Origin of the sequence: Amycolatopsis saalfeldensis, from assembly GCF_900110575.1 — a bacterium.
Taxonomy (GTDB): domain Bacteria; phylum Actinomycetota; class Actinomycetes; order Mycobacteriales; family Pseudonocardiaceae; genus Amycolatopsis; species Amycolatopsis saalfeldensis.
Genome location: NZ_FOEF01000026.1, coordinates 81,783 through 103,342 on the forward strand (window position 1 = coordinate 81,783; position 21,560 = coordinate 103,342).

The following is a 21,560-nucleotide window of genomic DNA, read 5'->3' on the forward strand; positions in this document are numbered from 1 at the left end:
GCCAGGTGATTGACAAGATGACCGTGCAAGCTGCGGTCGCCGATGCTCGTCTCGCTGCGATGGAGTTCGATGACGCTCAGGCGTGGCTGCGAGCCCATCCGACGCTGACAGCTCCGCTCGCGGCGGAGGTCTGGGTCACCGACCTGACCTATAGCCACGTCCTGCTCGTGCAGCATCGCGTGCGGGGATGGGTACCGCCCGGCGGCACGGTCGAACCCGGTGAGATGCCACGCGCCGCCGCGGCCCGTGAGCTCGTCGAGGAGACCGGGGTATCGGCGGATCTGCTGCCCCTCCCGGCCGCCGTTGCCGTCCGCTCGTATCGCGCGGACTGGGAGCCGACGCTAGGGCTGTCCTACGGCGCGGTTATCGACCTCGACGTGCCGCTCGGCGGGGAGAGCGGCCAGCCGCCGAAGTGGGTCAACCTCGATGAGGAGTGGAACAGCGCCTTCCCAGAGGACCGCGGCCGCATCCGTACGTACGTGCGTCGACTGGCGGCAGAGCACTCGGTCGGAACGCGCTAAGACCTGCCCGTCGAAGCACGATCAGAGAACCTTTTCGATCAGATTCAGGGTGTCGTCGGGCAGCGTCACCAGTTGAAGTTCGTGAAGGAATCGGACCCACACTGGCTCCAAGCCGGGCTCTGCTATGAACTGCTCCTCGCTCAGCCGTCCCGCGGCGTAGGCCGCGGTGCGGTGCGCGTGCTGCTGGAGCGGTTCCGGGGACAGCCATCGGGGAGCGCGCACCTCTTTGGTGGAAGGCCGGATCTGTCCGGATACCTCGGCTCGATAGATCGACCAGTGATGACCGGCGCGGTCGCTGGTGGGTCGACGACACCGGTTGGGCCGCCACGCGGTCGTCAGCAGGTGAAGAGAGGTTACGGTCAAGCCGACTTCCTCGGCGACCTCCGCGCGGGCGGCTTGTTCGGGTCCTCCGTGCTGGTCGACGTGGCCGGCGACCGGGGCGATCCCGACAGGGAATCTCACCCGTTCGAAGACGAGCAGCCCAGCCGGTGAGGAGATGAGCACTCCGACCGCGGCGTGGTCGCAGCGCTTCGTCTTGCTGTGGCAACTGCCAGTCGGCGGCGCGGCGGTCAACGCTTCTCCGTCGGGCGCTGCGCGACCACCACGAGCCAGCTTGTCACGGTCGGCACGTCGGGCGAGGTCAGCGAGTACGCCTTGTCCAGGATGTCCATCCGCTGGGCGTGGGTGAACTCCCCGTCGGGGCGGGCGAAGATCGGAATTGACAGCCACGCCTTCTTCTCGGCCATCGTGCTGTACTGGGCAACGGTCTCGCTGTCGAGCAGGGACATTCCGGCTGCGGACAGATACTCGACAACCGCCTCCAGCGGGAGCTTCGGGCGCTCTTCGGCAGCCTGCGGCGGGGTGTAGCCGTAGTCGCGGGCCGCGACTTGATGGATCAGGGAGTTCAGCGATTGCCCGGTGCGCTGGGTGGACTCGTCGGGGTGTCGAACTCCGGCGAAGCCTCCGCCGATGTTGAACACGAACCGACCACCTGGTCGAAGAACCCTCCGGACCGCGGCGAACACCGCGCGCACGTCAGTCTTCCAGATCGCGCTGTTGCAGACGACGGCGTCGGCGGCATCGGGCACGTGGTCGGCCAGGTCTTCGGCCGGCGCGGTGACCCAGGTCAGGCGCGGGTCGGTCAGGGTGCGGCGGCCGACGCGTTGCATGGCGGCGGCGCTGTCGAGTGAGATGACGTGGGCGTGCACGGGGACGAGATCGAGGATCGCCTCCGCGGTGGCGCCGGCTCCGCCGCACAGATCGACCACCAGGCGAGTGCCGGCAAGACCGGCGCGGTATGCAAGATCTCGGCTGGTGGCTCCGTACATGGGGAAGTCGCGGGTGAAAGCGGCGTACGCCTCGGCAGTGGTGTCCTCGTCCCAGCCGACAACGGCATCCAGGGGCGCCATCGTTGATACCTCGCTTCATGGTGCAGGGCCGGGCTCAGGGCGGACGAAACGCTGATGAGCCAGGCGGGGTGATCAGAAGAGTGAGCTCTGGACTGCGGTGGTGGGCGACGAGAAGGGGCCGAGAGTGATGCGGCGGCCCTTGAGGGTGCCGAGGTCGAGGACGTAGTCCAGGTCGTCGTCGCCGTCCAGTGCGGCCAGCACTTGGGTGCCAACGCACGAGACGACGGTGAAGCCGTGCTCGTCCTCACGCAGATCGTGCGGATACAGCATCCGTATACCCTTTGCGACGCGCATGCGGCCGCCTTCGGCGGGAGGGTTCCACTTTTCCAGCATCACCGAGATGTCCATGGCGGTGAGTGCGCCCGCGGCGCGCGCGACGTGGTGGTCGTGGGTCATGGTCGCGGCGGTCAGGTCGGTCAGGGTAGCCAGTGCCTTGAGCTTGGTCGCGGCTCGGACGGTCTGCGGCATCTGCAGGCCGCGGGTGATGGCGTCTTCCAGGTGGCGCACCGCGCGGCCGTCGGAACTTTTCGTCATGTAGGTGGCGATCAGGGCGCCTTGTTCGTCGAGGCGCGATTGCTTGCGTGGTTCGGCTGCGGTGCCGACCTTGGAGGCGCCGTCGGCGAAGGTGGCCAGGTAGAGCCAGTGCGGTTGGTCCATGTACTGGCGCAGGGCCTTGGGGACGTTGCCGTCCTGGTGGAACTGGTGGGCGAAGCGGAACTCGTCCTGACGGAAGCAACGGGCGCACTGGTCTCCCTGCCCGGCCGGGGCTCGGTCCGGGCAGGCGAGAGCTTCGACGCGCACGGTGTCGGCGAATCGGTACCGGCCCGTGCACCAGCGGTCGGCGCCGACCGAGAAGCCGAGCCGCTGGTTCATGATCTCCGCGTAGACCAGTGGCCCGTCGGGTAGCGGGGCGAGCAGGAGCCGGGGGTCTCCGGTTGCCCAGGTGACGCCGTGGCACACGTACTCACCGTCGGTCGGTCGGGTCACTGACATGGGAGCGGTCCTCGTGGAGTTGTTTCGGGGTGGTCAGAGGGTGAGCTGAAGGCGGTCAGCCAGCACGTCGGCGGCGTTCTTGAAGACCGTGTCGCGGTCCATGTCGGTCACGTCCATGGACAACCATCCGCCGCGCTGCTCGTGCTCGCGCAGCTTCGCGAGAACAACATCCTGGTAGCGGATGAAGTCCTCATCGGCGCCGCCGGAGTGGCCGGTTTCCAGGGAACTGAACTCGCCCTTTCGGGTAAGAGCGTCGCGAGCACTGATCCGGAGGAAGAACACCAGGTCGGGTTCGGTGAGATGCGCGAAGACTTGCTCGGCCAGGCTGGTGGAGATGTCGGGGTTGACGGCGTAGCGGGCGAGGATCTTGTGGTGGGCGTTGTCCAGGATCACGTTGGTTCCGGCGGCGAGTGCGGGCTGGACGACGAGTTTGTCCTGGAGGGTGTACCAGGCCGCCAATGCCAGCAGCCAGTAGTGGTCGCCGCACGCCTGGGCGACGCGGGCGTCGCGGCGGTAGACCAGCTCGTTGAGCCGGTCGACGTAGGCGGAAAGCTCCTCGTCCATGGGAACGTCGGTGCTCTGCTTGCCGATCAGGACCGTTTCGTGGCCGGCGTCGTTGAGGGCCTGGTGCAGACGAGCGGCCAAAGTGGACTTACCGGCGCCATCGATGCCGACGACTGTGATCTCCCGCCCGCGCAAGGGATTAAAGAATGGTGCTGCGTTCGTCATGTACTGTTCCTCCAAGGGGATTCAGGTCGGTCGGACAGCCAGACGTCTGGCGATAACTGCTTGAATTCGTCTGATTAGGACAGTGCGTCGCTGGATCACGTCGTTGTGGCGTTCGTTCGACAAGTCCGCGGGGTAATGGCGGGCGAGGTTGTTGGAAATGACATGCAGGTAGCCAAAGTCGATCCCCGTGCGGTGCGCTGCGGCTCCCATGGGGCCGATCTCCGGATCGACGAAGGCGTGCTCAGCGTGCTCGGTCAGCCAGTCCCGATTCTCCAGCAGGATCGAGGGCGACGTGACGTGGACGCCAGTGTGCACGCCCGGTTGAGCACTGGCGAAGTCACCGAAGAAATCGGTCCACGTGACGACGTCGCCGTCGACAAGGCTCGTATTTCCCGTGGCGAGTCGAGTGTTGGGCTCAATGTCGGGGTTCAGCGCGCCGACTTTGCCGACGTAGACGACATCGCGGGCGCCGAGCTTCGCCAGCCTCGTGACCACGCGGCCGGCGACGTCGCCCCAGATACTGTGGAGGAAGCCGAGGTAAACCACCCAACGGCCGTGGATTTTGGCGCGTTGCCAGGCGTAGCCGTGTCCGTAGGTCCACACGCCGTCGGGCGGGGCCAGGTGCGCCAGACCCCAGCCGACGATCACGAGGTCGCCGTCGAGATCAAGGTCAAGCTTTCCCGCCGCCTCAAGAGAAACCGCCGGGTCGGGCACCTCGTAGGTGACGGCATCGACCGGTTTTTCGGTCATGAAAAGGTACGTCGCGATGATCAGCGCGTAGTGGTGGACGTAATCCGCGCCGGGGAACGCCTTCACGACAAGCCTGCGGCCGTGAACCTCGGCAGTGGGGCGCTCGAAGTTGAACAGCTTTCCGGTCTTCTCATGCGTGGAGATCACGGCTTCGCGGTCATAACCGCCGACAATGTGGACGCTGTCCCAGTCGTGGTCCTGAATCAGGTGGTGCACCTTGATCTGCAGGTAGCGCAGTAGCCGGTCCGGGGCCATCGTGTGCCCGTCCACCACGATGGGGGACGCATGCAACACCGAACTGGGAGGCGCGGTCGGGGCAACATTAGAGAGAAGGCTCATCAGGCGGACTCCGGGATCCGCACGCTGCTGCCGGCCGCCTCGCGGACGACTGCGATGTTGCGGCGAATCAGGTCGAACCGTACTTCGGGGATCGGTCCCAGGTTCTCGATCCGCGGTGTCGGAGGTTTCTCGTACGGTCCGTTCGGCAGCATCGCGATGCCCATCGCCCCGAGGATGACTGGTGCGGCGCCGTCGACTGAGGCGATCCATTCGTGCTCGCGCTGTTCGATGAATTCCAGGTGCGCGGTGCGGCCGAAACCGAGCAGCCGGTAGATGATTCGGTCCTCGATCATCCCGCGGTCTTCCAAGTACCTGGTGGCCGTCCAGCGAGTTCGGCAGAGCTCGTCTTCGGGCGCGGGGCGGCGGGAGGCGGGTAGCGCGATCGCGCCGACGTAGTCGCTGGAGGCGAAATGGTCGTAGCAGCGCAGCCATTCGTCATCGTCTGCCGCGTGCAGGACGGCACACAGCCGGAATTCTTCGCTCAGGTCGCGAATGTCGCGGGCGGCTTCGTCGCTGGCCTTGATGGTGGCGGCCCCGTCGCGCATGACGTCCGGGAGGATGATCTCGTGGGCCTCGACCGCGCGGGCCGCTGCGATCAAGTCTGCGGCCGGCAGGGCGTGGCCGAGGTCGAAGACCCCGTTGTCGACGATGACTTCCGCGCCGCGCTGGGCCTCGCGGTGGAAGAACGCACGGTATGTGGCGTCGGTCAGAACTCGTTGCGCCGCAACGTGATGGACGCTGGCGGGTTCTTGGGCGACGAAGGCGTCGAGGTAGTCGGGCGGCGCAATGACGGAGACGTCGATGCTCTTGGCCATCAGGATTCCCTCCATCCGGCGGTGGCGATCGTGAGGAACTGTTGGGAGAGAACAGGGTCGCACTCGAAACGGCCGCCAGCCTGCACGGTGGTGGTGCGTGCTGTCTCCATCCGCACGCCCCGCGCGCTCATGCACAGGTGCGTGCCGCGGACCGCGACGGCTACGTCGTTGCCGCCGATCACGTCGGCGATCTCGTCGGCGACCTGCCGGGTGAACCGCTCTTGTACTTGAAGGCGTGCGGCACGCTGCAGCGCGATCCGGCCGAACTTCGACAGGCCGACCACCTCACCGTCCGGCAGGTAGCCGACGGCGACGTCCAGGTTCATGGGCAGCAGGTGGTGCTCGCACAGCGACCAGACGCTCATGCCGCCGACCACGACCAACTGCCCGCTCAGCTGCTGCTCGGTGAAGCACGTCGGTGTGGCCGACAGCTCCGAGGAGAAGAAGCTGCGCCACCACGCGGCGACCCTGGCCGGCGTGTCCGACAGGCCCTCCCGTGTGGGGTCTTCGCCGATCGCCGTCAGGAGCTGGCTGATCAGATCGGCGACGCGCTCGGTGTCGACCGGTTGCGGCGGTGTCAGGGCCCGGCTTTCGCTGGGGGCCGGGGTGCAGAGGACGTTCGTCATGGACTCGACTCACTTCCTTAGACCAGCGGCTGGGGCAGTTGGTTGAGCAGTTCCAGGGTCTTGTCCGGGCCGGGCAAACCGTCCTCGGTCAGCTGCGCCCACTTCTTGTCGGCCTTGGCCAGCAGAGTGGACTCGGTGAGGTAGTTCGCGCCGACTCCGCCGGTGACGCCGAACTCCTGCTCGATGTAGAGGTAGTCCTGCTCGCCGGCGTCGGGCGCGAACGTCATCAGCGTGAGGTCGCCCGGCGCGAACAGCATCGGCGAGGTGCGGGGCAGAATCGCGAGCGTGGTCCTGCTGTCGCACCAGCTCGCACTCCCGTCGACGACGTCAGCGAGGAACTGTGCTTGGGCACGTGCGACGCCGGCTCCGAGGCTGGCCGCGATCCGGTGCAATGCCTCCTCATAGAGGATGACCTGGCAGCTGTCGAGGAAGGTCGAGCTGAGCGCTGTCCGACGTTCCTCGCGCAGCTCGACGGCTTCCTCGGCGGTGAACGGCAGTGGGTCACGCTCGTCGTGGACCCGGTGCGCGGCGGTCGTGAACTCCGGGCTCTGGAACACGCCGGGGATGCGCAGCTCGTGCCAGCGCCGGACGGTGCGAGCCAGGGGCTCGGTTCGGAACAGCCGCAGTGCGAACTCGGGCACGTGTGCGAACGGGTCGGACGGGCCAGGGTTGGTCGGCGTGATCATGCTGGTCACTGAGCGCCTTTCGTGATCGTTCGGGTGTAAGCCGATGAAGGGAGGCCCGTCAGGGCTGGAGAATCAAGGACTGGATCACACCAGCGGGCTGCCGGACGGATGGCCCGAAGTCAGGCCCGTTGTGGCAGTGCGAGATGTTCGAGACGATGGGCGGCGGTCCTACCTGGCTCCGGTGAGGATGTGCAGGCGGGTAGACACGTTCCAGCCACGTTCCGTTGCCGGGGTGTAGAGCGCGTCCATGCCGGCCAAGACCTTCTCGCGGGTGGTTCCTTCCGGCATCACCCACACCGGGCCGAGCCCGTACTCGGTGACGAGCTGTGCGATCTCGTCGAGGTCGCGGTCGGGATCGCTGACGACGAACTTGAATGCTGCGCGACCCGTCGTGACCAACGCCGCGAGAGCGTCGGGCTTGATGCGGGCGGAGTAGTTCATGCCCGAGTTCGCGAGCTTCGGGCTCACCACCCAGAGATCGACACGTGAGGCCAACTCCGGCGTGGGTGCCAGCGTGCCGTTGGTCTCGACCTGCACTCGAATACCTTTGGCGCCGCGGGCGAGGGCAGCCATCGCCGGCTGCTGCAACATCGGTTCCCCGCCGGTGATCACCATCATGTCGACGGCGCGATCCCGCACCCACGAGACCAGCTCGGTGACCGGGACTTTCTCGCTGGCCTCACTCGGGTTGTATCTGCTCCAGTCCCAGCTCTCCGGGGTGTCGCAGAAGCCGCACTTGAGATTGCACCGCGAGAACCGGACGAACACGCAGCGCTGTCCGGTCCACGGGCCTTCGCCCTGGAACGACTCGAACTTTTCCGTGAGAATCGCGGAACCCTCTACCCGTTCGGGCGCCAATGCCAGCGTGTTCATGAAGCATCGCCTCGTTCCCACAGTCCAGTGGTGGTTATCGAATCGACCCCTACGGAGACGAGGCGACCGCGGATCTCCGGCTCGATGTTGTCGACGAACCAGCTAGCCAGGTGGGCGACCGACGCGGGGCCACTAGCTCGCAACGCCGCGTCGGCGACCGGCGCATCGAGATACGCCGCGAATGGCTTCAGGTCGCCGAAGTCGGTGACGAACCCGACCTCATCAAGTCCGTCCGCCCCCAGGATCAACGTCACGTCACCGTGGGCGGTATTGAAGGTCTTCGAGATCGTGACCGCGCTCGTGGCACCGTCGCAGCGAGCCGAGGTGGATGAGGTCTCCGAGACGACCATCGCGACCAGCGTGATGGGCACCGCCGATTCGATGTTGTTCCGGAACCACTCAGCGAGGTGACTGGCAAGCAGCTCACTCGTCGGGTGAAACGCGACCTGCTCGTTGAGTAGACGGTGGTCGAAGGTCGCGGCGAGGTAAGTCCCAAGGGACGACAGGTCTCCGGAGCCGCCTTCGTGGACAAGCGCGGAGGCGGTCACCCTGTAGTTGTGGCCGTGATTGCGATGACACTTGTGGCTGGTCGGCAAGAGCTTCAGCTCGTGGCTGGCGCTGAAACCGAACGACTGCGAGATGGTGATCTGGCCGTCTGCCAGGAGCTTCTCGTCAGTGGTCTTCATGTAGCCCTCCTCTCTCGGGCATGCCGAACTGGCCTCCAACGACTTGCGCAGGCGTCGTAAGTGCCTGACTGGGCTAGACGACGCTGCGGCCGGATCGCTAAGACCTGGAACCGCGTCGGTGACGATGTGTAGTAACCTCACTACCCGAACAACCTTACTGCCATATCCGAAAGGTGACAAGATGTTCGAGCGTGGCCTTGCTGCCTTTCGACTAAGGTCAACGGCAGAGTGCCGCCAACCACCGGAGCCCAAGGAGGGCGAGCGATGACCACCGCAGGCCCGTGGACGAGCGTGTCGATGCCCTACGTAAGCGGCCGGCACGGTGACGCCTGGGGTGCCGAGGCAGCCCAGCACGGCGGCACGGGGACGCAGCAACTGCTCGGCGTTGAAGAGGTGCCTGCCTCCGCGACCATCGCTGACATGCTCGGATCGGCCCCAGGTGAACCAGTGGTCGTGAGGCGCCGCCTCATGCTCTTCGACAATCAACCTGTCGAACTTGTCGACTCGTACTACCCCACGAGGATCGCTCGGGGCACCCGCCTGGCCGAGGCCCGCAAGGTCCCCGGCGGCGCTGTCGCCCTCTTGGCCGACCTCGATTACCCACCTCGCCGCGTCCGCGAAGACGTCAGCGCGCGCCTGGCCACCCCAAGTGAAAGGACGATCCTGCAGCTTGACGCGTCGTCCTGCGTGTTGCTGCTCGCGCGCATTCTCATCACCGAGAACGATCTGCCTGTCGAAGCCAGCGTGATGACGATGGTGGCCGACGGGCGACGACTGCGCTACGAGCTGACACCGTGACCGCCCTGACGACTTCTCAAGGAGCTGGCCTTGGCTCACACCCGTGATGTCAGGCCCCGGCACCAGCAGATCGCCGCCGAACTGCGCGATCTCATCATGCGGGGCGAACTGAGCCCTGGCACGCAACTGCCGTCCACCGCCCGACTCGTCGAGCGGTACGGTGCGGCGAACGCCACCATCCAGCACGCGTTGAAGGCGTTGAAAGACGAAGGCTTCCTCGACAGCCGTGTCGGCAAAGGCGTCTATGTTCGCGATCGCCAGCCGTTCGTCATCGACGCCTCGGCTTACATCAAGCCCGAGCCAGGCCGATTCCGCTACCAGTTGCTCAACGTCGACAACATCGTGCCGCCCGTGGACGTCGTTGAGGGATTGCAGCTGGCGGCCGATGCTGCTGCCATCGTCCGTACCAGAATCCTCTTTCACGACGAGCAACCCGTCGAGTTGTCTGCCTCGTACTACCCCGCCGAGATCGCCGCCGACAGCAGCCTGACGAAGACGGCGAAGATCCGCGGAGGCGCCCCCCAAGCGCTCGCCGAGCTCGGATTCCCTCAACGATCCTTTGTCGACCGGATTTCCGCACGCCCCCCGACGGTGGAGGAAGCCGAAACACTGGAGCTTCCTGAAGGGACACCGGTGATCCGGCAACTGCGTGTCATCTACAGCGACAACGAACGCCCCGTCGAAGCCTCGGTCCTCATCAAGGGTGCGCACCTCTACGAGCTGCTGTACCGCCAGGCAGTAGACACGGGACCGAAGTGACCGGCGCGGTTGAAGTAACCGTGGGACGCCCTTCATCGATCCTGCTCCTTCTGGTCGAACCAACTGCCGGTGTCCCGCGGTGAGGCCGGGGGTGATGGCGGCTTCCTTCGTGGCCACAGGCGCTCGTGCAAGTCGAGCGGCACCAGGTCGCTAAGCCGCAGGCCGGCAGCCAGTGCACGGTGGGCGGCGTCATCGAACCCGGCACACGGCCAAGACTGAGCCGTACACAAAGGGCACGCTCGCGGCTGATCCGGCGACGGCAGATGCGCCGCCAGGTCGTCGACTGCTTGACTCACTCGACCGACCGGGCTGTCAGCCGCAACGATCACGGCGAGGACCTCGCGGACACCCCCCACCTGTCACACCACCGCGTCTGGACTGCTACGCCATTGCACCTGCCCGTCGACCAGGTACGCCTCCGTGTCATCTGCCGAGTTTTCTACGACCTGCCAAGCGATTCGCCCTTCGACCGTCGACACTTGGCGCCCGCACTGAACCGCGCCGAACAGGAATGCACCTGCCGTTCCGCGAGGGCGTTTGGCTACCCACATCGGGAATTCCGCGACTAGGAGTTCTTGTTCAACCCACGACCGAGCATCACGGGACGATGGGAACGCCCTTTCCGCGACCGTGGCTGCCGTGTCGTCGTCACCGATGCCGACGCCGATCGTGGCCAGGAACGCGGTGGTGGCGGTAACGCGTTCTCCCGCAAGCTCAGCAACTGAGGTCGCGTCGCCATCGGTCGCGAAGGTCGGCCAGTAGCGAGTTCCACGGACGATGCGCAGAAGCGGCAGCAGAACATCTCGCAAGCCTGGCGTGATCGCGATGGCACAGCGCGAACTCGTGCTGTGCTGGCTGCCGTCCGCGTCAACGACGAGCGCGCCGGCCTCACGAGCGATGATCGCTCCCGCCGCCGTGTCCCAGCTTCGGTTGCCGAGCGTGAGGCTGGCATCGAGCTTGCCATCGGCGACCCAGGCCAGCTCAACTGCTGATGATCCAATTCGCCGAACCCGTTGTGCCCGTTGAGAAAATACTCGGTCCAATTTGGCTGACGCTCGCGTCCGAGCGGTGCCGCCGTCTCCAGACCCGTAGTCGCTGAGAGCGATCATCGAATTCTCAAGGGTTGTCGATCGTGAGACAGCGATGGGGACGCCGTCTCGGAAGGCTCCGTTCCCTTTCGTCGCCCAGTAACGGTGACCGAGGAAGGGAGTGTCGATGACACCGAGAACGGGCTGGTCGTCGTGAACGAGCCCGAGAACCACTGCGCAAAGCGGAACGCCATGAACGAAATTGGCGGTGCCATCAACGGGATCGAGCACCCAGTAGACGTTCGGATCACCGGCCGCACCGGTCTCCTCGCCGAGGAAGCCGATATCTGGAGTGTGCGCCGCAAGGTGATCTCGCACGAGGTGTTCGACAGCCACCTCAATCTCAGTTACCAGATCGCGATCGCCCTTGGTTCGGACTTCGCCAGTCTGGCTGCGCATAAGGAGCTTGACCGCGTTGTCCATGGCGTCCTGCGCGACGACTAGCAGGTGCGCGGTGTCGAGAGCGCTCATCGAGATCCCGAGCACCCTTCTGCGATAGCAGCGGTCGTCGGTTGGATGGGCAACCGGCTGCGGCGAGATCGGGGGGCGGCCCTCACCGCAGCCGGCGCGTTCATGAGCTCGTGCTCAGGCACGACGTGGCTTGACTCAGCCGGGTTCACCGAGCGCCTCGCGACTCGGCACCAGCATGTTGGGTTGGACAGCAGGTGTCCCGGGTTGATGCCCGGCCGAGGGACCGCACCAGCGTGACCAGCGCTACGACCGTGACGCAGCAGCCGAGGAACTCGGGTAGATGCCCCGGTCCAGGCTCGCGAATTCCGGCCTGGACCGAATGCCGCTGCTGGGTGTTTCGGTTCGTCACAGGGGCTCACCGCCTGGACGCGGGGCGCAGCATGACCAGCCGCCACACGTGTCCGACATGAGAACACCTTCCATAACGATGCGTGCATGAACCGGGACGCTTAGTCAACATGCCAAGATCGTGACGAGGTACCGCCCACGACCCGTCCATTGGGCGTCCGCGGGACAGCCATCAAGCATCGAGACACCCAGGTCGTGCACCATGGCGGTGACCATCATGCAGAGCAGGGAGGATTTCACGTGGCAAAGATCGAAGCGGTCTTCTTCGACGTGGGCGAGACACTGGTCAACGAAACCCGCGAGTACGGGACCTGGGCCGACTGGCTCGGAGTTCCGCGCCACACATTCTCTGCCGTGTTCGGCGCCGTGATTGCTCAAGGTAAGGACTACCGGGAGACTTTCCAGGTCTTCAAGCCGGGCTTTGACCTCGCAGTGGAACGCGAGCGTCGGGCAGCGGCCGGCCAGCCGGAGACTTTCACCGAGGAGGACCTTTACGACGATGTGCGGCCGTGTCTGCGGCAACTCCAGGCTTCCGGTCTTCGGGTCGGCCTGGCAGGGAACCAGACCGCGCGGGCGGAGGAGATCCTCAAAGCGCTTGAACTGCCGGTTGACGTAATTGGTACTTCCGACGGCTGGGGTGTTGAGAAGCCGTCACCCGAATTCTTCGACCGGGTCATCGAAGAGGCCGGGGTCACTGCGAACTCGGTGCTGTACGTCGGCGATCGCCTGGACAACGACGTCCGTCCCGCTCAGGAAGCCGGCATATCGACCGCGCTCATCCGCCGCGGGCCGTGGGGGCACATCCTCCGCCTGCCTGAGGTCGAGCAGCGCTGCTTGTTCCACCTGGATGGCCTGGCCGAACTACCGGCTCGCGTTGCCGCCCACAATGCCGAGTACAGCTGATCAAGCCTCGCGAACAGGGCCGCTCAGCACCCGTACTCGCTCGTCCAGTTCGCCAACGTAGGGCGTGGCGCTCAGGGCTGCGCGAACGTCAGGGACCCGTTGCAGTGCGGTGCTGTACGGGGCCTGAGCAATCAGGTCGCATGCCTGCCGGACTGCCGCGACGGCCTGTTCGGCGTCGGTTGGTGCATGTGCCGCAGCGAGGTCGAACAGCAGGACGGCCTTCTGCTTTGTGGCAGTTTCGGCCAGGTTGTCCAGCGCGTTCTGGATCCGGTCTGCTGCCTCACGGTTCCGACCAGCCAGCAGCAGGGCGTTGCCGGCGAAGCCGTCCAACCGCGAGGCATCGAAGAAGTCGAGCCAGGCGGGGTCGGTTCCGGCGGTCCTGAGCGCGTCCTCGGCAGAGCGGATGCGAGCGAGGCTGAGCTTCGAATGCCCAACTCGGGCGGATACCTCGGCGTCAACGCAATGCAGCCAGGAGCGCAGCAGCGGCCCCGAACCGTAGCGCGCGTGGGCGTGTGCAGCAGTTAGGTACTCCCGAGCTGGCTGCTCCTGCCCGGCGAAGCCGGGAACGAATGCCCGGTGGGCCAGCACCGCAGTTGCCAGGGCGTGATCCTGCGAGACCTTCGATGCATCCTCGGCAAGCTGGAAGAACGGCCCGGCTGCATCTCCTTCGGCCAGGTCGAAGAACAGCAGCCGGGAAGCGAGGAGCGCGGACTCCACGACGGCAGAAGCCAGCCGCCGGGCCTCAGGCACGTCGGTATCCGGGGTCGCCTTGATCATGCCCTCACCAAGGCGAGCATGAGCTGTAACCGACGGCAGGAGATCAACCGCTGCGCTTGTCCAGTACAAGTCACGATGGGAGGCAGCGATCGCGGCGAATGCGTCGACCGACCGCGGGTCCAGCCGCGCCTGTTGGCTACCAACGAGCGCTTCGGCGCTGTCAGGAATCGCGATGCCATTCGAGAGCAAGGTGGCGAGACTCGCCCCAAGCAGGCCCTTCAAAAACACGGGCCGGCTGAACTCAGCGTTGCCGCCCAACAGCACTAGCATCACCTTCTTCAACACGGCGTCGATGAGTTGCTCGCCCATGAGGACTTCGGTCGCAGGCGCCGGCAGACCTGCGGGACACAGCGCGAGTTCATCGGCAGAGAGCAGACCAAGTTCGCTGGCCGGCTGCCCGAAGATCAGCACCAGGTGCTTCTTGTACCGCGGGTCGGGCTTGCGGTCGCCGGTTTCCCACCGTCGAACGATGTCCGCGTTCAGGCCAGGCTCGCCCTCATCGGCCTGCTTCATGCTTCGCTTGATCTGGTCGACGACTTCCTCCTGGCTCCAGCCGCGCTGAAGCCGTTGCCACCTCAACCGCGTGTTTGGAGGGTGCTTCGGCGTCGACGTTCGACGTGTTCCCACCGCGTCCTCCTCTGATCGAACTGATGGTCTCGCCTTTGCCGAGGGTAGGAGCTGACGTAGCCGCGCGCGACGCTGGCCGGGACATGGACGGGCAGCGGACGGTCCCTGGGCGGTAGTCAATCGCAGGCTGGCAGGGTTCGATCAAAGTTGGACTGCTACCAGCGCAAACGCGAGGATGCCGAAGGCTGTGATTGAAGATCACGAGGTGCTGGCTTGCGGGCGACGACGGGATCGCCGCCCGTGCGCACTACGAGGTCTTCGGCAGGTTGAAGCTTCCGCTCGCGGCGCCGCCGAGGAACGCCTCCCACTCCCCGTGGTCGAAGACCAGCACGTGGCCGTCCGGGTTCCGGCTGTCCCGCAACCCGACGGCGTTGCTGCTGAACGACACCTCGACGCACTGGTTGTCCGGAGGGTTGCTCAGGGGCGACTTGTGCCATTCGGTGAAGTTGGTGTCGAGGTGGCGCTTGTGGGTGTCCTGGATGTCCATCAGCTTCTTCGTGCCCTTCCGGTCTCTAGCCGCAGGTCAGCTACAACGTCGCGGCGATTTCCAACAGGGTCCGCCTGGTCTGCTCGGGCCCGCTGGCCGCCGCCTTCTGGTGGTCCCACAGCGTCAGGTACCGCGCGGTCCTCTTGCTGTTGTCGACGTACTCCCCGCCGTCGTGCTGCTCCAGGTAGATGATGTCAACCGCTGGCTTCGTGTCATAGCCGAAGATCGTGTAGTCGTGCCCTTGCCCCATGTAGTAGCCGACGCTGAACGGCACGATCTGGAGTTCGACGTTTGGCCGGTCGATGGTCTCGACGAGCTTCATGATCTGGGCCTTCATGACCGGACCGCCTTCGGTTCGGCGCAGGGCCGCCTCGTCGATGATGAACCAGAACTTCTGGTCGACGTTGTCCAGAACGGTTTGCCGGGCGATGCGGTCGGCGGCGTACTTGTCGATCTCCTTCGCCGACAGCGAGGGCCGCCAAGCCCGTGCGTTCGTCCGCGAGTAATCCTCGGTCTGCAGGAGCCCTGGGACCACCAGCGCCTGGTAGGAGGAATACCGGCTGCAGCTCGGCTCCATGTCGACGAGCAACCGGAGGTACTGCCGGAACCTGGTGCTGAACGCTCCGCGCTTCGTACGGTGCTTGCTCTCGGCCTGCAGGGCCCGCGCGTAGTCCCGGTCGGCTTCATCTGCGCCGTACAAGTCGAGCAGGGCGTTCAGCTCGGTCAGCTGGATCCCGCTCCCGCCTTCGATGTGCGCGATCTTCTGCTGCGTGCACCCGAGGACTTCCGCCGGCCGTTCCTGCGTGAACCCGGCTGCGTCCCGGAGAAGGCCGAGTTGGTTGCCGAGGATGACCTTCATGACGGCCGGCGGCAGCTCTCGGCGTGGTTGTGTCACGGACTCCCTCACCTCCACAGCGTGTCTGGTTGCGGAGCGTATCCGCAATTCACCCGATTGGTCGCCTAGTTAATCGGAGTACACAAGTTACGGTCTAAGAGTAGGCGCAACAAAGCCCCAGGCCACAAAGGAGCGCAGAGCGATGAGTACACAAGTTAACATCGTCGCTGCGATGGCCGCGGTCGCCCCCAGTGCCGTACAAGCCCCTGCTGAGACGTCGTGGGGGTCTGGGTTGGCGATGGCAGCGGCGCTCCTTCTCATGGCGGGCTGCGTGGCCGGAGTCGGTGCCGGCTGGTGGTACGTCGGCGAGCGGCGTCGAGTCCGACGTTGCCGTGGACACGTACCGCCGAGTCCGTCCCCCGAGGCACCGCTGACGACGGGTGTCACCCTCGCCTCCCAGGGTGTTGATCAACCCGTCGCCCGGTCACGCAGCCCCCGGCACGTGGCGTCCACAACCGGCTCGGTGGCTCGCCGCCGAGCGGCTCCACCTAGCGCATCTCCGCGGCGCAGCGCGACTCGCGCTGCCTGAACCCTGCTCTGTCGAAGGAGGTGGTTCGTCGTGACAACGTCGACCACTCGCACTCCAGCCACATGCTCGGGCTCGACCTCCGAAGAACGCTGTGGCTTCTACCGCAGCGAGTACGGATTGCCAGCAACCGTCGACCGCTCAATGCAGCGCATCGTCATGCCCATCGGTGGGCTCGTCGGCGCCATCACCATGCCCCTCGAACTTGGCCAGCGTGTCCAGGCCGGCCTCCGAATCCGGATGCTCGCCGGTCCGGTCATCGAACGCGCGCAGACCCAGCGATGGACGTTCATCACCGGCCCCGGCCACACGCTCGACGACACGGTCCATGCGGAAGTCCTTCGACTGGGAGCGTCAGTCGCTCCGGACGGCGACAACATCGTCTTGCCCTCCCCGGAGGACGAGCACCTGGGCCTCTGGCGTTGGGAATGCGCTCCGAAGGCACTGAAGGACTTCCCGCCGCAGTCAGCAGTGATTGCGACCACGAGGGCCATGGCCTCCACAGGAGGGTGACCGATCCACGGCAGCGACGCCACGGTCAAACCTAGAACGCCGGTGTACCGATCCGGCTCCGACCCGGATCGGCACACCGGTTCCCAAACGACGACTCGGCCTGCATCGAGCAAGCAACGAAAGGACATCAATGATGAGCCCAACGATCTTGCTCTCCCCGTCCCCGCTGGCCCCGTCGCCGATTGCCCTGCGACGCAACGTTTTCGACACCACGAGGCTGCGCATCCTTCCACTTGCTGCACCACGGTGGTCACGAGCGATCCTGCGCGCCGACATGGTGCACCTTCAGGAAACCGAAGACGGGCAGCCAAGACGAGTCACCGTCAACAACCAGGTGGCTCGGATCGCGCCAGCACCTTGCCGCGCCTTGCTGGAAGATAACTCGCTTCGGTCACCCCTCGGCGTCAGAGCCGATATCTGTTCCGAGTGCAAGATGATCGCCGGTCTCGTGCATGGGCAGGAATGGGCGGGATTCCTGTGACAGCAATGGCTTTTGTTCCGAGGCAACGTGATTGCGTTTCGAACTTGCGCCAAGATCTTGTCGACCAAGACAAGCTCCCAGTTGCCATTGCTCGCCGCGGCAACTGTCCGATTAGGTTGGCCTGGTGAGTCATGGCCGAACCACAGGATGCACCTGAACCGCTGCTGTACTGGGGAACCAACGCTCAGGGCGGAACAGCGGATCACTATGCCGGACGCGTGCACGTCGTCTGGCCGGACAACGAGTTTTACGGCCTTTGCGGGCTTCCGGTCGAAGAGATCTGGGAGCAGCGACCTCCGGTGCCGGACAACCTCTGTCCACTGTGCTGCGTCCGCGCCATGGTGGCCTTGTTCCCGGCGTTCGCCGACTCTCTTCTGACTTTGCCGCCAGGAACGGGGAGGCACGAGCTCGCTGCTCTGGACCAGCAGGTTCCTCCGGAACGCCCTGCAGAGCAGACCACGTTGATCCCGGCGATCAAGTCCGAGGATTTGTTTGCCTGAGACCAAACCTCGTTGAACGCGGAAGCAAGTCCGCGCGCTCATGAACGTGATCAGGAATTGGAGTGGTTATGGCCACCAGTCTCGTCGACGGCCGCGGTGAACGGGTAGGTCAACGCGACTCCCTCGACAGCCCGCGCCGCAACTGCAGAGCCAGCCGAGTTCGCGCTCCCCGGCGAGGAACGCGAGCACCCGAGCTACTCGTCCTGGCCTGGCAGCCACAACGATCCAAGCCACCAGTTCCCAGTCCGAGCTCTTCCATCGAAGCTGTCCCATCGATCTGCGACGTCCAAGGTGGTGACGATGCTCGATTGATCCAAGCTGTACGCCGTGGAGACATTGCAGCCTACGGCGACCTCTACGCACGGCACGTCGGTTCCGCTCGCAACCTTGCTCGCCAGCTTTCCCGGACAACGGCCGAAGCCGACGACCTCGTCTCGGAAGCGTTCATCAAGGTCCTCCAGGCGCTCCGCGCGGGAGGTGGCCCAGACTCAGCCATCCGCGCATATCTCCTCACAGCGCTGCGGCACACGGCATACGACAGGACTCGCAAGGAACGCCGCGTCGAGCTGTCCGAGGACATCACGGAAACGGTCGATCCTGCACTCGTCAGTGTCCCCTTCGATGACACCGTGACGGCAAACGCTGAGAAGACCCTGGTGAAGAAGGCGTTCGCATTGCTACCCGATCGTTGGCGGAAGGTACTTTGGCTGACCGAGATTGAGGGGCAGACGCCGGCAGAAATCGCGCCGAGCCTCGGACTTACACCCAACGGAGTGTCGGCGTTGGCATACCGAGCGCGGGAAGCGCTCCGCCAGGGATATCTGCAAGCTCATTTGGCTGCCGCTCAAGCAAAGCAGTGCGGACCGACGATCGAGGTCCTCGGCTCGTGGACACGAAGTAGCGTGCCGAAGCGGCAGGCCCAAGAGATTGAAGTGCATCTCGATGAGTGCGCTTCCTGCCGAGCGTTGTCCGCAGAGCTTGCCGAGATCAACAGTTCCTTCCGGATCGCCACGAAGGCGCCCGCGAAGCGTTCTGAACAGCGTAAAAATGTGCGCCAGTCCGGCGCTCGGCAACAGTGCCTCGCGATTGAGGTCGGACACAGCCTCCTCAGCATGAAGCTGGCGAGCTGATCGTCAATCGTTCCTGCGCAACTCCCCCGATCGGGCTACTTCACGCGCGGCCTGCTGCGGAGACCGGGCACTGGCGTACCGTTGGGTTCTTCCGGCGGCGTCCACCTCCCCCTTGTGACACCGTCCGGAACCGCCGCCGACCGGCGCGATACCCCCAGTGGCGGACCGGTCGGCGGCTTCATTCAGCTCATCGAACTGGCCAACACTGCGACGAGCGTTCCGGTGATCAAAAAGGGGCCGAGCGGGATGTCATGGCTCGCGTCAGATCCTCGACCGATACGTAGGACGAGAAGTGCGATTGCAGCAGCGAGCCAGCCGAGCAGGGTTCCTGTCAGGACGGCCGTCCAACCGGCCCAGCCCATTGCGAGCCCCAGCAGCCCGCTGAGGCGGAAGTCGCCCCCGCCGAGCCCGCCAGGACGAAGGAAGTACAGCGCTCCGTAGAACGTGAGGAGCGCGAGCATGCCGGCCGCGGAGCGGATGAGCGGGTAGGCGTCATGCTGGAGCACGGCAGCCAGGCCGAAGAGCAACGCCAGGAGGATTCCCGTCGGCCAGATGAGCTTGGTGGGCAGGGTGCGGGCCTTGAAGTCGATCGCGGCGAGTTGGACGCCGGCAGCGGCCAGCCAGGAGTAGGCGAACAGGGCAGGTTCTGAGCCAATGCGCCAGGCCAGTGTCGAGAACAGGACCCCCGTGGCCGCTTCGAGGACAACTGGCGGCGCCATCCGCCCGCTCTCCGCAAGGAGGGGCGAGCTTCGCTGTACTGCGATCCGCAGAACGAAGGCGAGTACGAGCCCAACCAGGCCCCAGCCAGCGATGCTGACCGCGGTCACTGCGGAGCTCGCGCCGTTCGTAGGCCCGCGAGAGTGACATTGCTGATCACGATGTACCCCCCTGTAGCCCTCTGGTTAGAGCTTTCCGGTGTAGTGACGCTACTACTCAGCGATATTTGAACAGGCCACCGTTAACCCATTTGGGTGAACCTTGCCCGATTTCCCCTGTTCCGACACTTGTGTCCCTTCATAGGGACATTGCAGCCTCCTGGGGGGCGACGGGTAGACGTGAGGTGTACCACAGTAGATCGAAAGGAATTTTCGCAGATCCGAGGGGGTGCACGTGGTCGGGGGCAATGTACGTGGCGGCAACGGCTGGCGCGGGGCGGGACTCGTTGTTGTCGGAGTCGCGGTGCTGACGTTGACGGCTTGTAGCTCGAATCCGTCGCAGACGCCTGGGGGCACGACTGGGGTGGCAACGTCTTCGTCACCGAGCAGTGCTTCGCCGTCGCCGGTCTCTCCGGCGGACAGCGCGCGTCAGCAGGCGACGGCTGCTTACACGGGGATGTGGAGGCAGATGGCGAAGGCCGGGGAGACTGCGGACTGGCAGTCGCCTGAGCTTGCGAAGTACGCGACGGGTGACGCCCTCGGGGTGGTCAACCGCAGCTTGTACACAGACCACCTCAACGGTGTCGTGTCCAAAGGAGCGCCCGCGAACACCCCGCAAGTGTCCAAAGTGGACCCAGCTGACAACCCGACCATGATCATGATCTCGGATTGCAGTGACAGCTCGAACTGGCTGAAGTACAAGGACGGCCAGTTGCTCAATGACACACCGGGCGGACGGCGCTCGATCACCGCGGAAGTCAAGAAGCAGCAGGACGGTACGTGGAGGGTCACCCGCTTCGCCGTGGAGGGGGTGGGCTCGTGTTGAAACGTTTAGGAGTCGTTATCGGCCTGTCCGCGGCCGTGATCGTGGTCGCTGCGATCCCTGCTCTTGCCGACGATGGGTACGGATTCACTGACTGCAGCCAGTACCCAAACCCTGGCTGTGAACTTGGCGCTGGCAAGGGTGGGACGAACGGAAACGGTAATCAGGGCAAAGGAAACAAGCCGGGTAATCCTGGGAAGAACAACCCCGGTACCGGGCAGGCCAACGCCGACGGCGACACGATCATCGGCGGGAACAAGAACCTGGCCCAGTGCGGCTATGAACGCAGTGGCTACCAGGGCGCGCCGCCTGGCGGCGCGCAGCCGGCGGCCTTCCATGTCCCGCCCAAGTCGGGTGCGGTCACCGCGGTGCCCGCGGTGTACCGGCCGCAGAGCGCGCCGGCCACCGCGCAGTTCGCGGTGGCGCAGCCGCGGCTCGCGCAGGCCCAGCCGCCCTCCGGCGCGTGGTACGTCTACAAGTGCACGGGGCCTGGTTTCCGGGACGCGCTGTACCGTCCGCCGGTCTGGATTGCCGACGGCCAGCCCGGCCCGGCGGCGCTGCCGTCGCCTGCCGAGCTCGCGGCGCAGGCGCGCAATCAGTTGCGTCTGCCTACTCCGAGGATCAAGGCGAACCCGGCCGGCGACCAGTTGGTCAGCCTGCCGACCTGGATGTGGCTGGATCCCAGCAGTTGGGGCGATGTGTCCGCCACCGCGGCGGTTCCGGGCGTCTCGGTGATCGCGGTCGCCCGGCCAACCTCGGTGACCTGGTCGATGGGCGACGGCGGTTCGGTGACCTGCACCGGTCCGGGCTCTCAGTTCCCCGCCGGGGGCAATCCGAAGAGTGCGTCGCCGGACTGCGGCTACACCTACCGCACCTCCTCGGCCGGGCAGCGCGCTGAAGCGTTCCCCGTGTCCGCCACGGTGAACTGGACCGTGACCTGGTCGGGCGCAGGCCAAGGCGGCACGTTCCCGAACATGACTACCACCGGAAATGCTGCGTTCCGCGTTGCGGAGAGCCAGGGCATCGCCACCGGTTGAGCTAAACCTCCCGCCCCACGAGGGCGGGTGCCCACAACGAAACATCCTGTTACGGAAGGCACGTCGACCACCCAAATCGACGCGTCGCGATGGCT

Annotated in this window: 25 protein-coding genes; 9 read left to right on the forward strand and 16 right to left on the reverse strand. The window is 65.4% G+C overall.

Features of this window, described 5'->3' with window-relative positions:
* Nucleotides 1–5: 5 nt before the first annotated feature.
* The gene (locus tag BMY97_RS39655; protein WP_245787741.1) at nt 6–521 is read left to right on the forward strand and encodes an NUDIX hydrolase; all 516 of its coding nucleotides are present in this window, start codon (nt 6–8) and stop codon (nt 519–521) included.
* Nucleotides 522–542: 21 nt separating this feature from the next.
* Here the strand turns inward: BMY97_RS39655 and BMY97_RS39660 are convergent, their stop codons facing one another.
* The 10 genes from BMY97_RS39660 to BMY97_RS39705 form a co-directional block, all read right to left on the reverse strand.
* A complete protein-coding gene (locus BMY97_RS39660) occupies nt 543–1,094 on the reverse strand; it encodes an NUDIX hydrolase (RefSeq protein WP_091627998.1) in 552 nt (183 codons plus the stop codon).
* Nucleotides 1,091–1,930, reverse strand: coding sequence for a class I SAM-dependent methyltransferase (locus BMY97_RS39665; RefSeq protein WP_091627999.1), 840 nt, complete (start codon nt 1,928–1,930; stop codon nt 1,091–1,093). Before BMY97_RS39665 ends, BMY97_RS39660 begins: the two co-directional genes overlap by 4 nt.
* A gap of 72 nt (nt 1,931–2,002) precedes the next feature.
* A complete protein-coding gene (locus tag BMY97_RS39670) occupies nt 2,003–2,917 on the reverse strand; it encodes a DUF2797 domain-containing protein (RefSeq protein ID WP_218156982.1) in 915 nt (304 codons plus the stop codon).
* Between the two features lie 39 nt (nt 2,918–2,956).
* Nucleotides 2,957–3,652, reverse strand: coding sequence for a dTMP kinase (locus tag BMY97_RS39675; RefSeq protein WP_091628002.1), 696 nt, complete (start codon nt 3,650–3,652; stop codon nt 2,957–2,959).
* Nucleotides 3,653–3,673: 21 nt separating this feature from the next.
* Nucleotides 3,674–4,741: a nucleoside phosphorylase-I family protein gene (locus tag BMY97_RS39680; RefSeq protein WP_218156983.1), complete on the reverse strand. Its 1,068-nt coding sequence runs from the start codon at nt 4,739–4,741 to the stop codon at nt 3,674–3,676.
* Nucleotides 4,741–5,556: a hypothetical protein gene (locus BMY97_RS39685; protein ID WP_091628004.1), complete on the reverse strand. Its 816-nt coding sequence runs from the start codon at nt 5,554–5,556 to the stop codon at nt 4,741–4,743. The genes BMY97_RS39680 and BMY97_RS39685 overlap by 1 nt, the downstream gene beginning before the upstream one ends.
* Complete coding sequence (gene folE / locus BMY97_RS39690; RefSeq protein ID WP_091628005.1) at nt 5,556–6,182, reverse strand: GTP cyclohydrolase I; 627 nt, start codon at nt 6,180–6,182, stop codon at nt 5,556–5,558. Before folE ends, BMY97_RS39685 begins: the two co-directional genes overlap by 1 nt.
* A gap of 17 nt (nt 6,183–6,199) precedes the next feature.
* Nucleotides 6,200–6,868 carry a Scr1 family TA system antitoxin-like transcriptional regulator gene (locus BMY97_RS39695; protein ID WP_143086400.1) on the reverse strand — a complete coding sequence of 223 codons (669 nt, stop codon included), beginning with the start codon at nt 6,866–6,868 and terminating at the stop codon, nt 6,200–6,202.
* A gap of 168 nt (nt 6,869–7,036) precedes the next feature.
* A complete protein-coding gene (locus tag BMY97_RS39700) occupies nt 7,037–7,741 on the reverse strand; it encodes a 7-carboxy-7-deazaguanine synthase QueE (protein WP_091628009.1) in 705 nt (234 codons plus the stop codon).
* Nucleotides 7,738–8,427 carry a 6-carboxytetrahydropterin synthase gene (locus BMY97_RS39705; RefSeq protein ID WP_091628011.1) on the reverse strand — a complete coding sequence of 230 codons (690 nt, stop codon included), beginning with the start codon at nt 8,425–8,427 and terminating at the stop codon, nt 7,738–7,740. Before BMY97_RS39705 ends, BMY97_RS39700 begins: the two co-directional genes overlap by 4 nt.
* Before the next feature lie 264 nt (nt 8,428–8,691).
* Here BMY97_RS39705 and BMY97_RS39710 point away from each other — a divergent pair, with 264 nt between their 5' ends.
* Together BMY97_RS39710 and BMY97_RS39715 are read left to right on the forward strand one after the other, a co-directional pair.
* Entirely contained in the window at nt 8,692–9,225 is a 534-nt protein-coding gene (locus BMY97_RS39710; protein WP_091628013.1) for a GntR family transcriptional regulator, read from the forward strand.
* 30 nt (nt 9,226–9,255) lie between these two features.
* Nucleotides 9,256–9,984 (forward strand): GntR family transcriptional regulator, encoded by a 729-nt coding sequence (locus BMY97_RS39715; RefSeq protein ID WP_091628015.1) that lies wholly within the window; start codon nt 9,256–9,258, stop codon nt 9,982–9,984.
* A gap of 359 nt (nt 9,985–10,343) precedes the next feature.
* Here the strand turns inward: BMY97_RS39715 and BMY97_RS39720 are convergent, their stop codons facing one another.
* A complete protein-coding gene (locus tag BMY97_RS39720; RefSeq protein ID WP_091628071.1) occupies nt 10,344–11,543 on the reverse strand; it encodes an inositol monophosphatase family protein in 1,200 nt (399 codons plus the stop codon).
* A gap of 588 nt (nt 11,544–12,131) precedes the next feature.
* Here BMY97_RS39720 and BMY97_RS39725 point away from each other — a divergent pair.
* Nucleotides 12,132–12,794 carry an HAD family hydrolase gene (locus BMY97_RS39725; RefSeq protein ID WP_091628017.1) on the forward strand — a complete coding sequence of 221 codons (663 nt, stop codon included), beginning with the start codon at nt 12,132–12,134 and terminating at the stop codon, nt 12,792–12,794.
* Here the strand turns inward: BMY97_RS39725 and BMY97_RS39730 are convergent, their stop codons facing one another.
* From BMY97_RS39730 to BMY97_RS47440, 4 genes are all read right to left on the reverse strand, one after another.
* Complete coding sequence (locus tag BMY97_RS39730) at nt 12,795–14,198, reverse strand: helix-turn-helix domain-containing protein (protein WP_483860488.1); 1,404 nt, start codon at nt 14,196–14,198, stop codon at nt 12,795–12,797. It abuts the gene before it with no gap.
* 247 nt (nt 14,199–14,445) lie between these two features.
* Nucleotides 14,446–14,685, reverse strand: a complete 240-nt coding sequence (locus tag BMY97_RS39735; RefSeq protein WP_091628020.1) for a DUF397 domain-containing protein — start codon at nt 14,683–14,685, stop codon at nt 14,446–14,448.
* A gap of 40 nt (nt 14,686–14,725) precedes the next feature.
* Complete coding sequence (locus BMY97_RS39740) at nt 14,726–15,580, reverse strand: helix-turn-helix domain-containing protein (protein ID WP_245787742.1); 855 nt, start codon at nt 15,578–15,580, stop codon at nt 14,726–14,728.
* A 667-nt stretch (nt 15,581–16,247) separates the two neighbouring features.
* A complete protein-coding gene (locus tag BMY97_RS47440) occupies nt 16,248–16,436 on the reverse strand; it encodes a hypothetical protein (protein ID WP_177231760.1) in 189 nt (62 codons plus the stop codon).
* A 316-nt stretch (nt 16,437–16,752) separates the two neighbouring features.
* Here BMY97_RS47440 and BMY97_RS46495 point away from each other — a divergent pair, with 316 nt between their 5' ends.
* The 3 genes from BMY97_RS46495 (at nt 16,753) to BMY97_RS39755 (ending at nt 18,730) form a co-directional block, all read left to right on the forward strand.
* Entirely contained in the window at nt 16,753–17,100 is a 348-nt protein-coding gene (locus tag BMY97_RS46495) for a hypothetical protein (RefSeq protein WP_143086402.1), read from the forward strand.
* A gap of 131 nt (nt 17,101–17,231) precedes the next feature.
* On the forward strand, nt 17,232–17,600 hold the full coding sequence (locus BMY97_RS39750; protein WP_143086403.1) for a hypothetical protein: 369 nt from the start codon (nt 17,232–17,234) through the stop codon (nt 17,598–17,600).
* 308 nt (nt 17,601–17,908) lie between these two features.
* Nucleotides 17,909–18,730: an RNA polymerase sigma factor gene (locus BMY97_RS39755; RefSeq protein WP_245787743.1), complete on the forward strand. Its 822-nt coding sequence runs from the start codon at nt 17,909–17,911 to the stop codon at nt 18,728–18,730.
* 182 nt (nt 18,731–18,912) lie between these two features.
* Here BMY97_RS39755 and BMY97_RS39760 read toward each other — a convergent pair whose 3' ends face one another.
* Complete coding sequence (locus BMY97_RS39760) at nt 18,913–19,557, reverse strand: prepilin peptidase (RefSeq protein WP_091628027.1); 645 nt, start codon at nt 19,555–19,557, stop codon at nt 18,913–18,915.
* 517 nt (nt 19,558–20,074) lie between these two features.
* On the opposite strand from BMY97_RS39760, the gene BMY97_RS47925 reads away from it, so the two are divergent.
* Both BMY97_RS47925 and BMY97_RS39770 read left to right on the forward strand, forming a co-directional pair.
* Nucleotides 20,075–20,431 carry a hypothetical protein gene (locus tag BMY97_RS47925; protein WP_245787744.1) on the forward strand — a complete coding sequence of 119 codons (357 nt, stop codon included), beginning with the start codon at nt 20,075–20,077 and terminating at the stop codon, nt 20,429–20,431.
* Entirely contained in the window at nt 20,425–21,465 is a 1,041-nt protein-coding gene (locus tag BMY97_RS39770) for a hypothetical protein (RefSeq protein ID WP_245787745.1), read from the forward strand. The genes BMY97_RS47925 and BMY97_RS39770 overlap by 7 nt, the downstream gene beginning before the upstream one ends.
* Nucleotides 21,466–21,560: the final 95 nt, after the last annotated feature.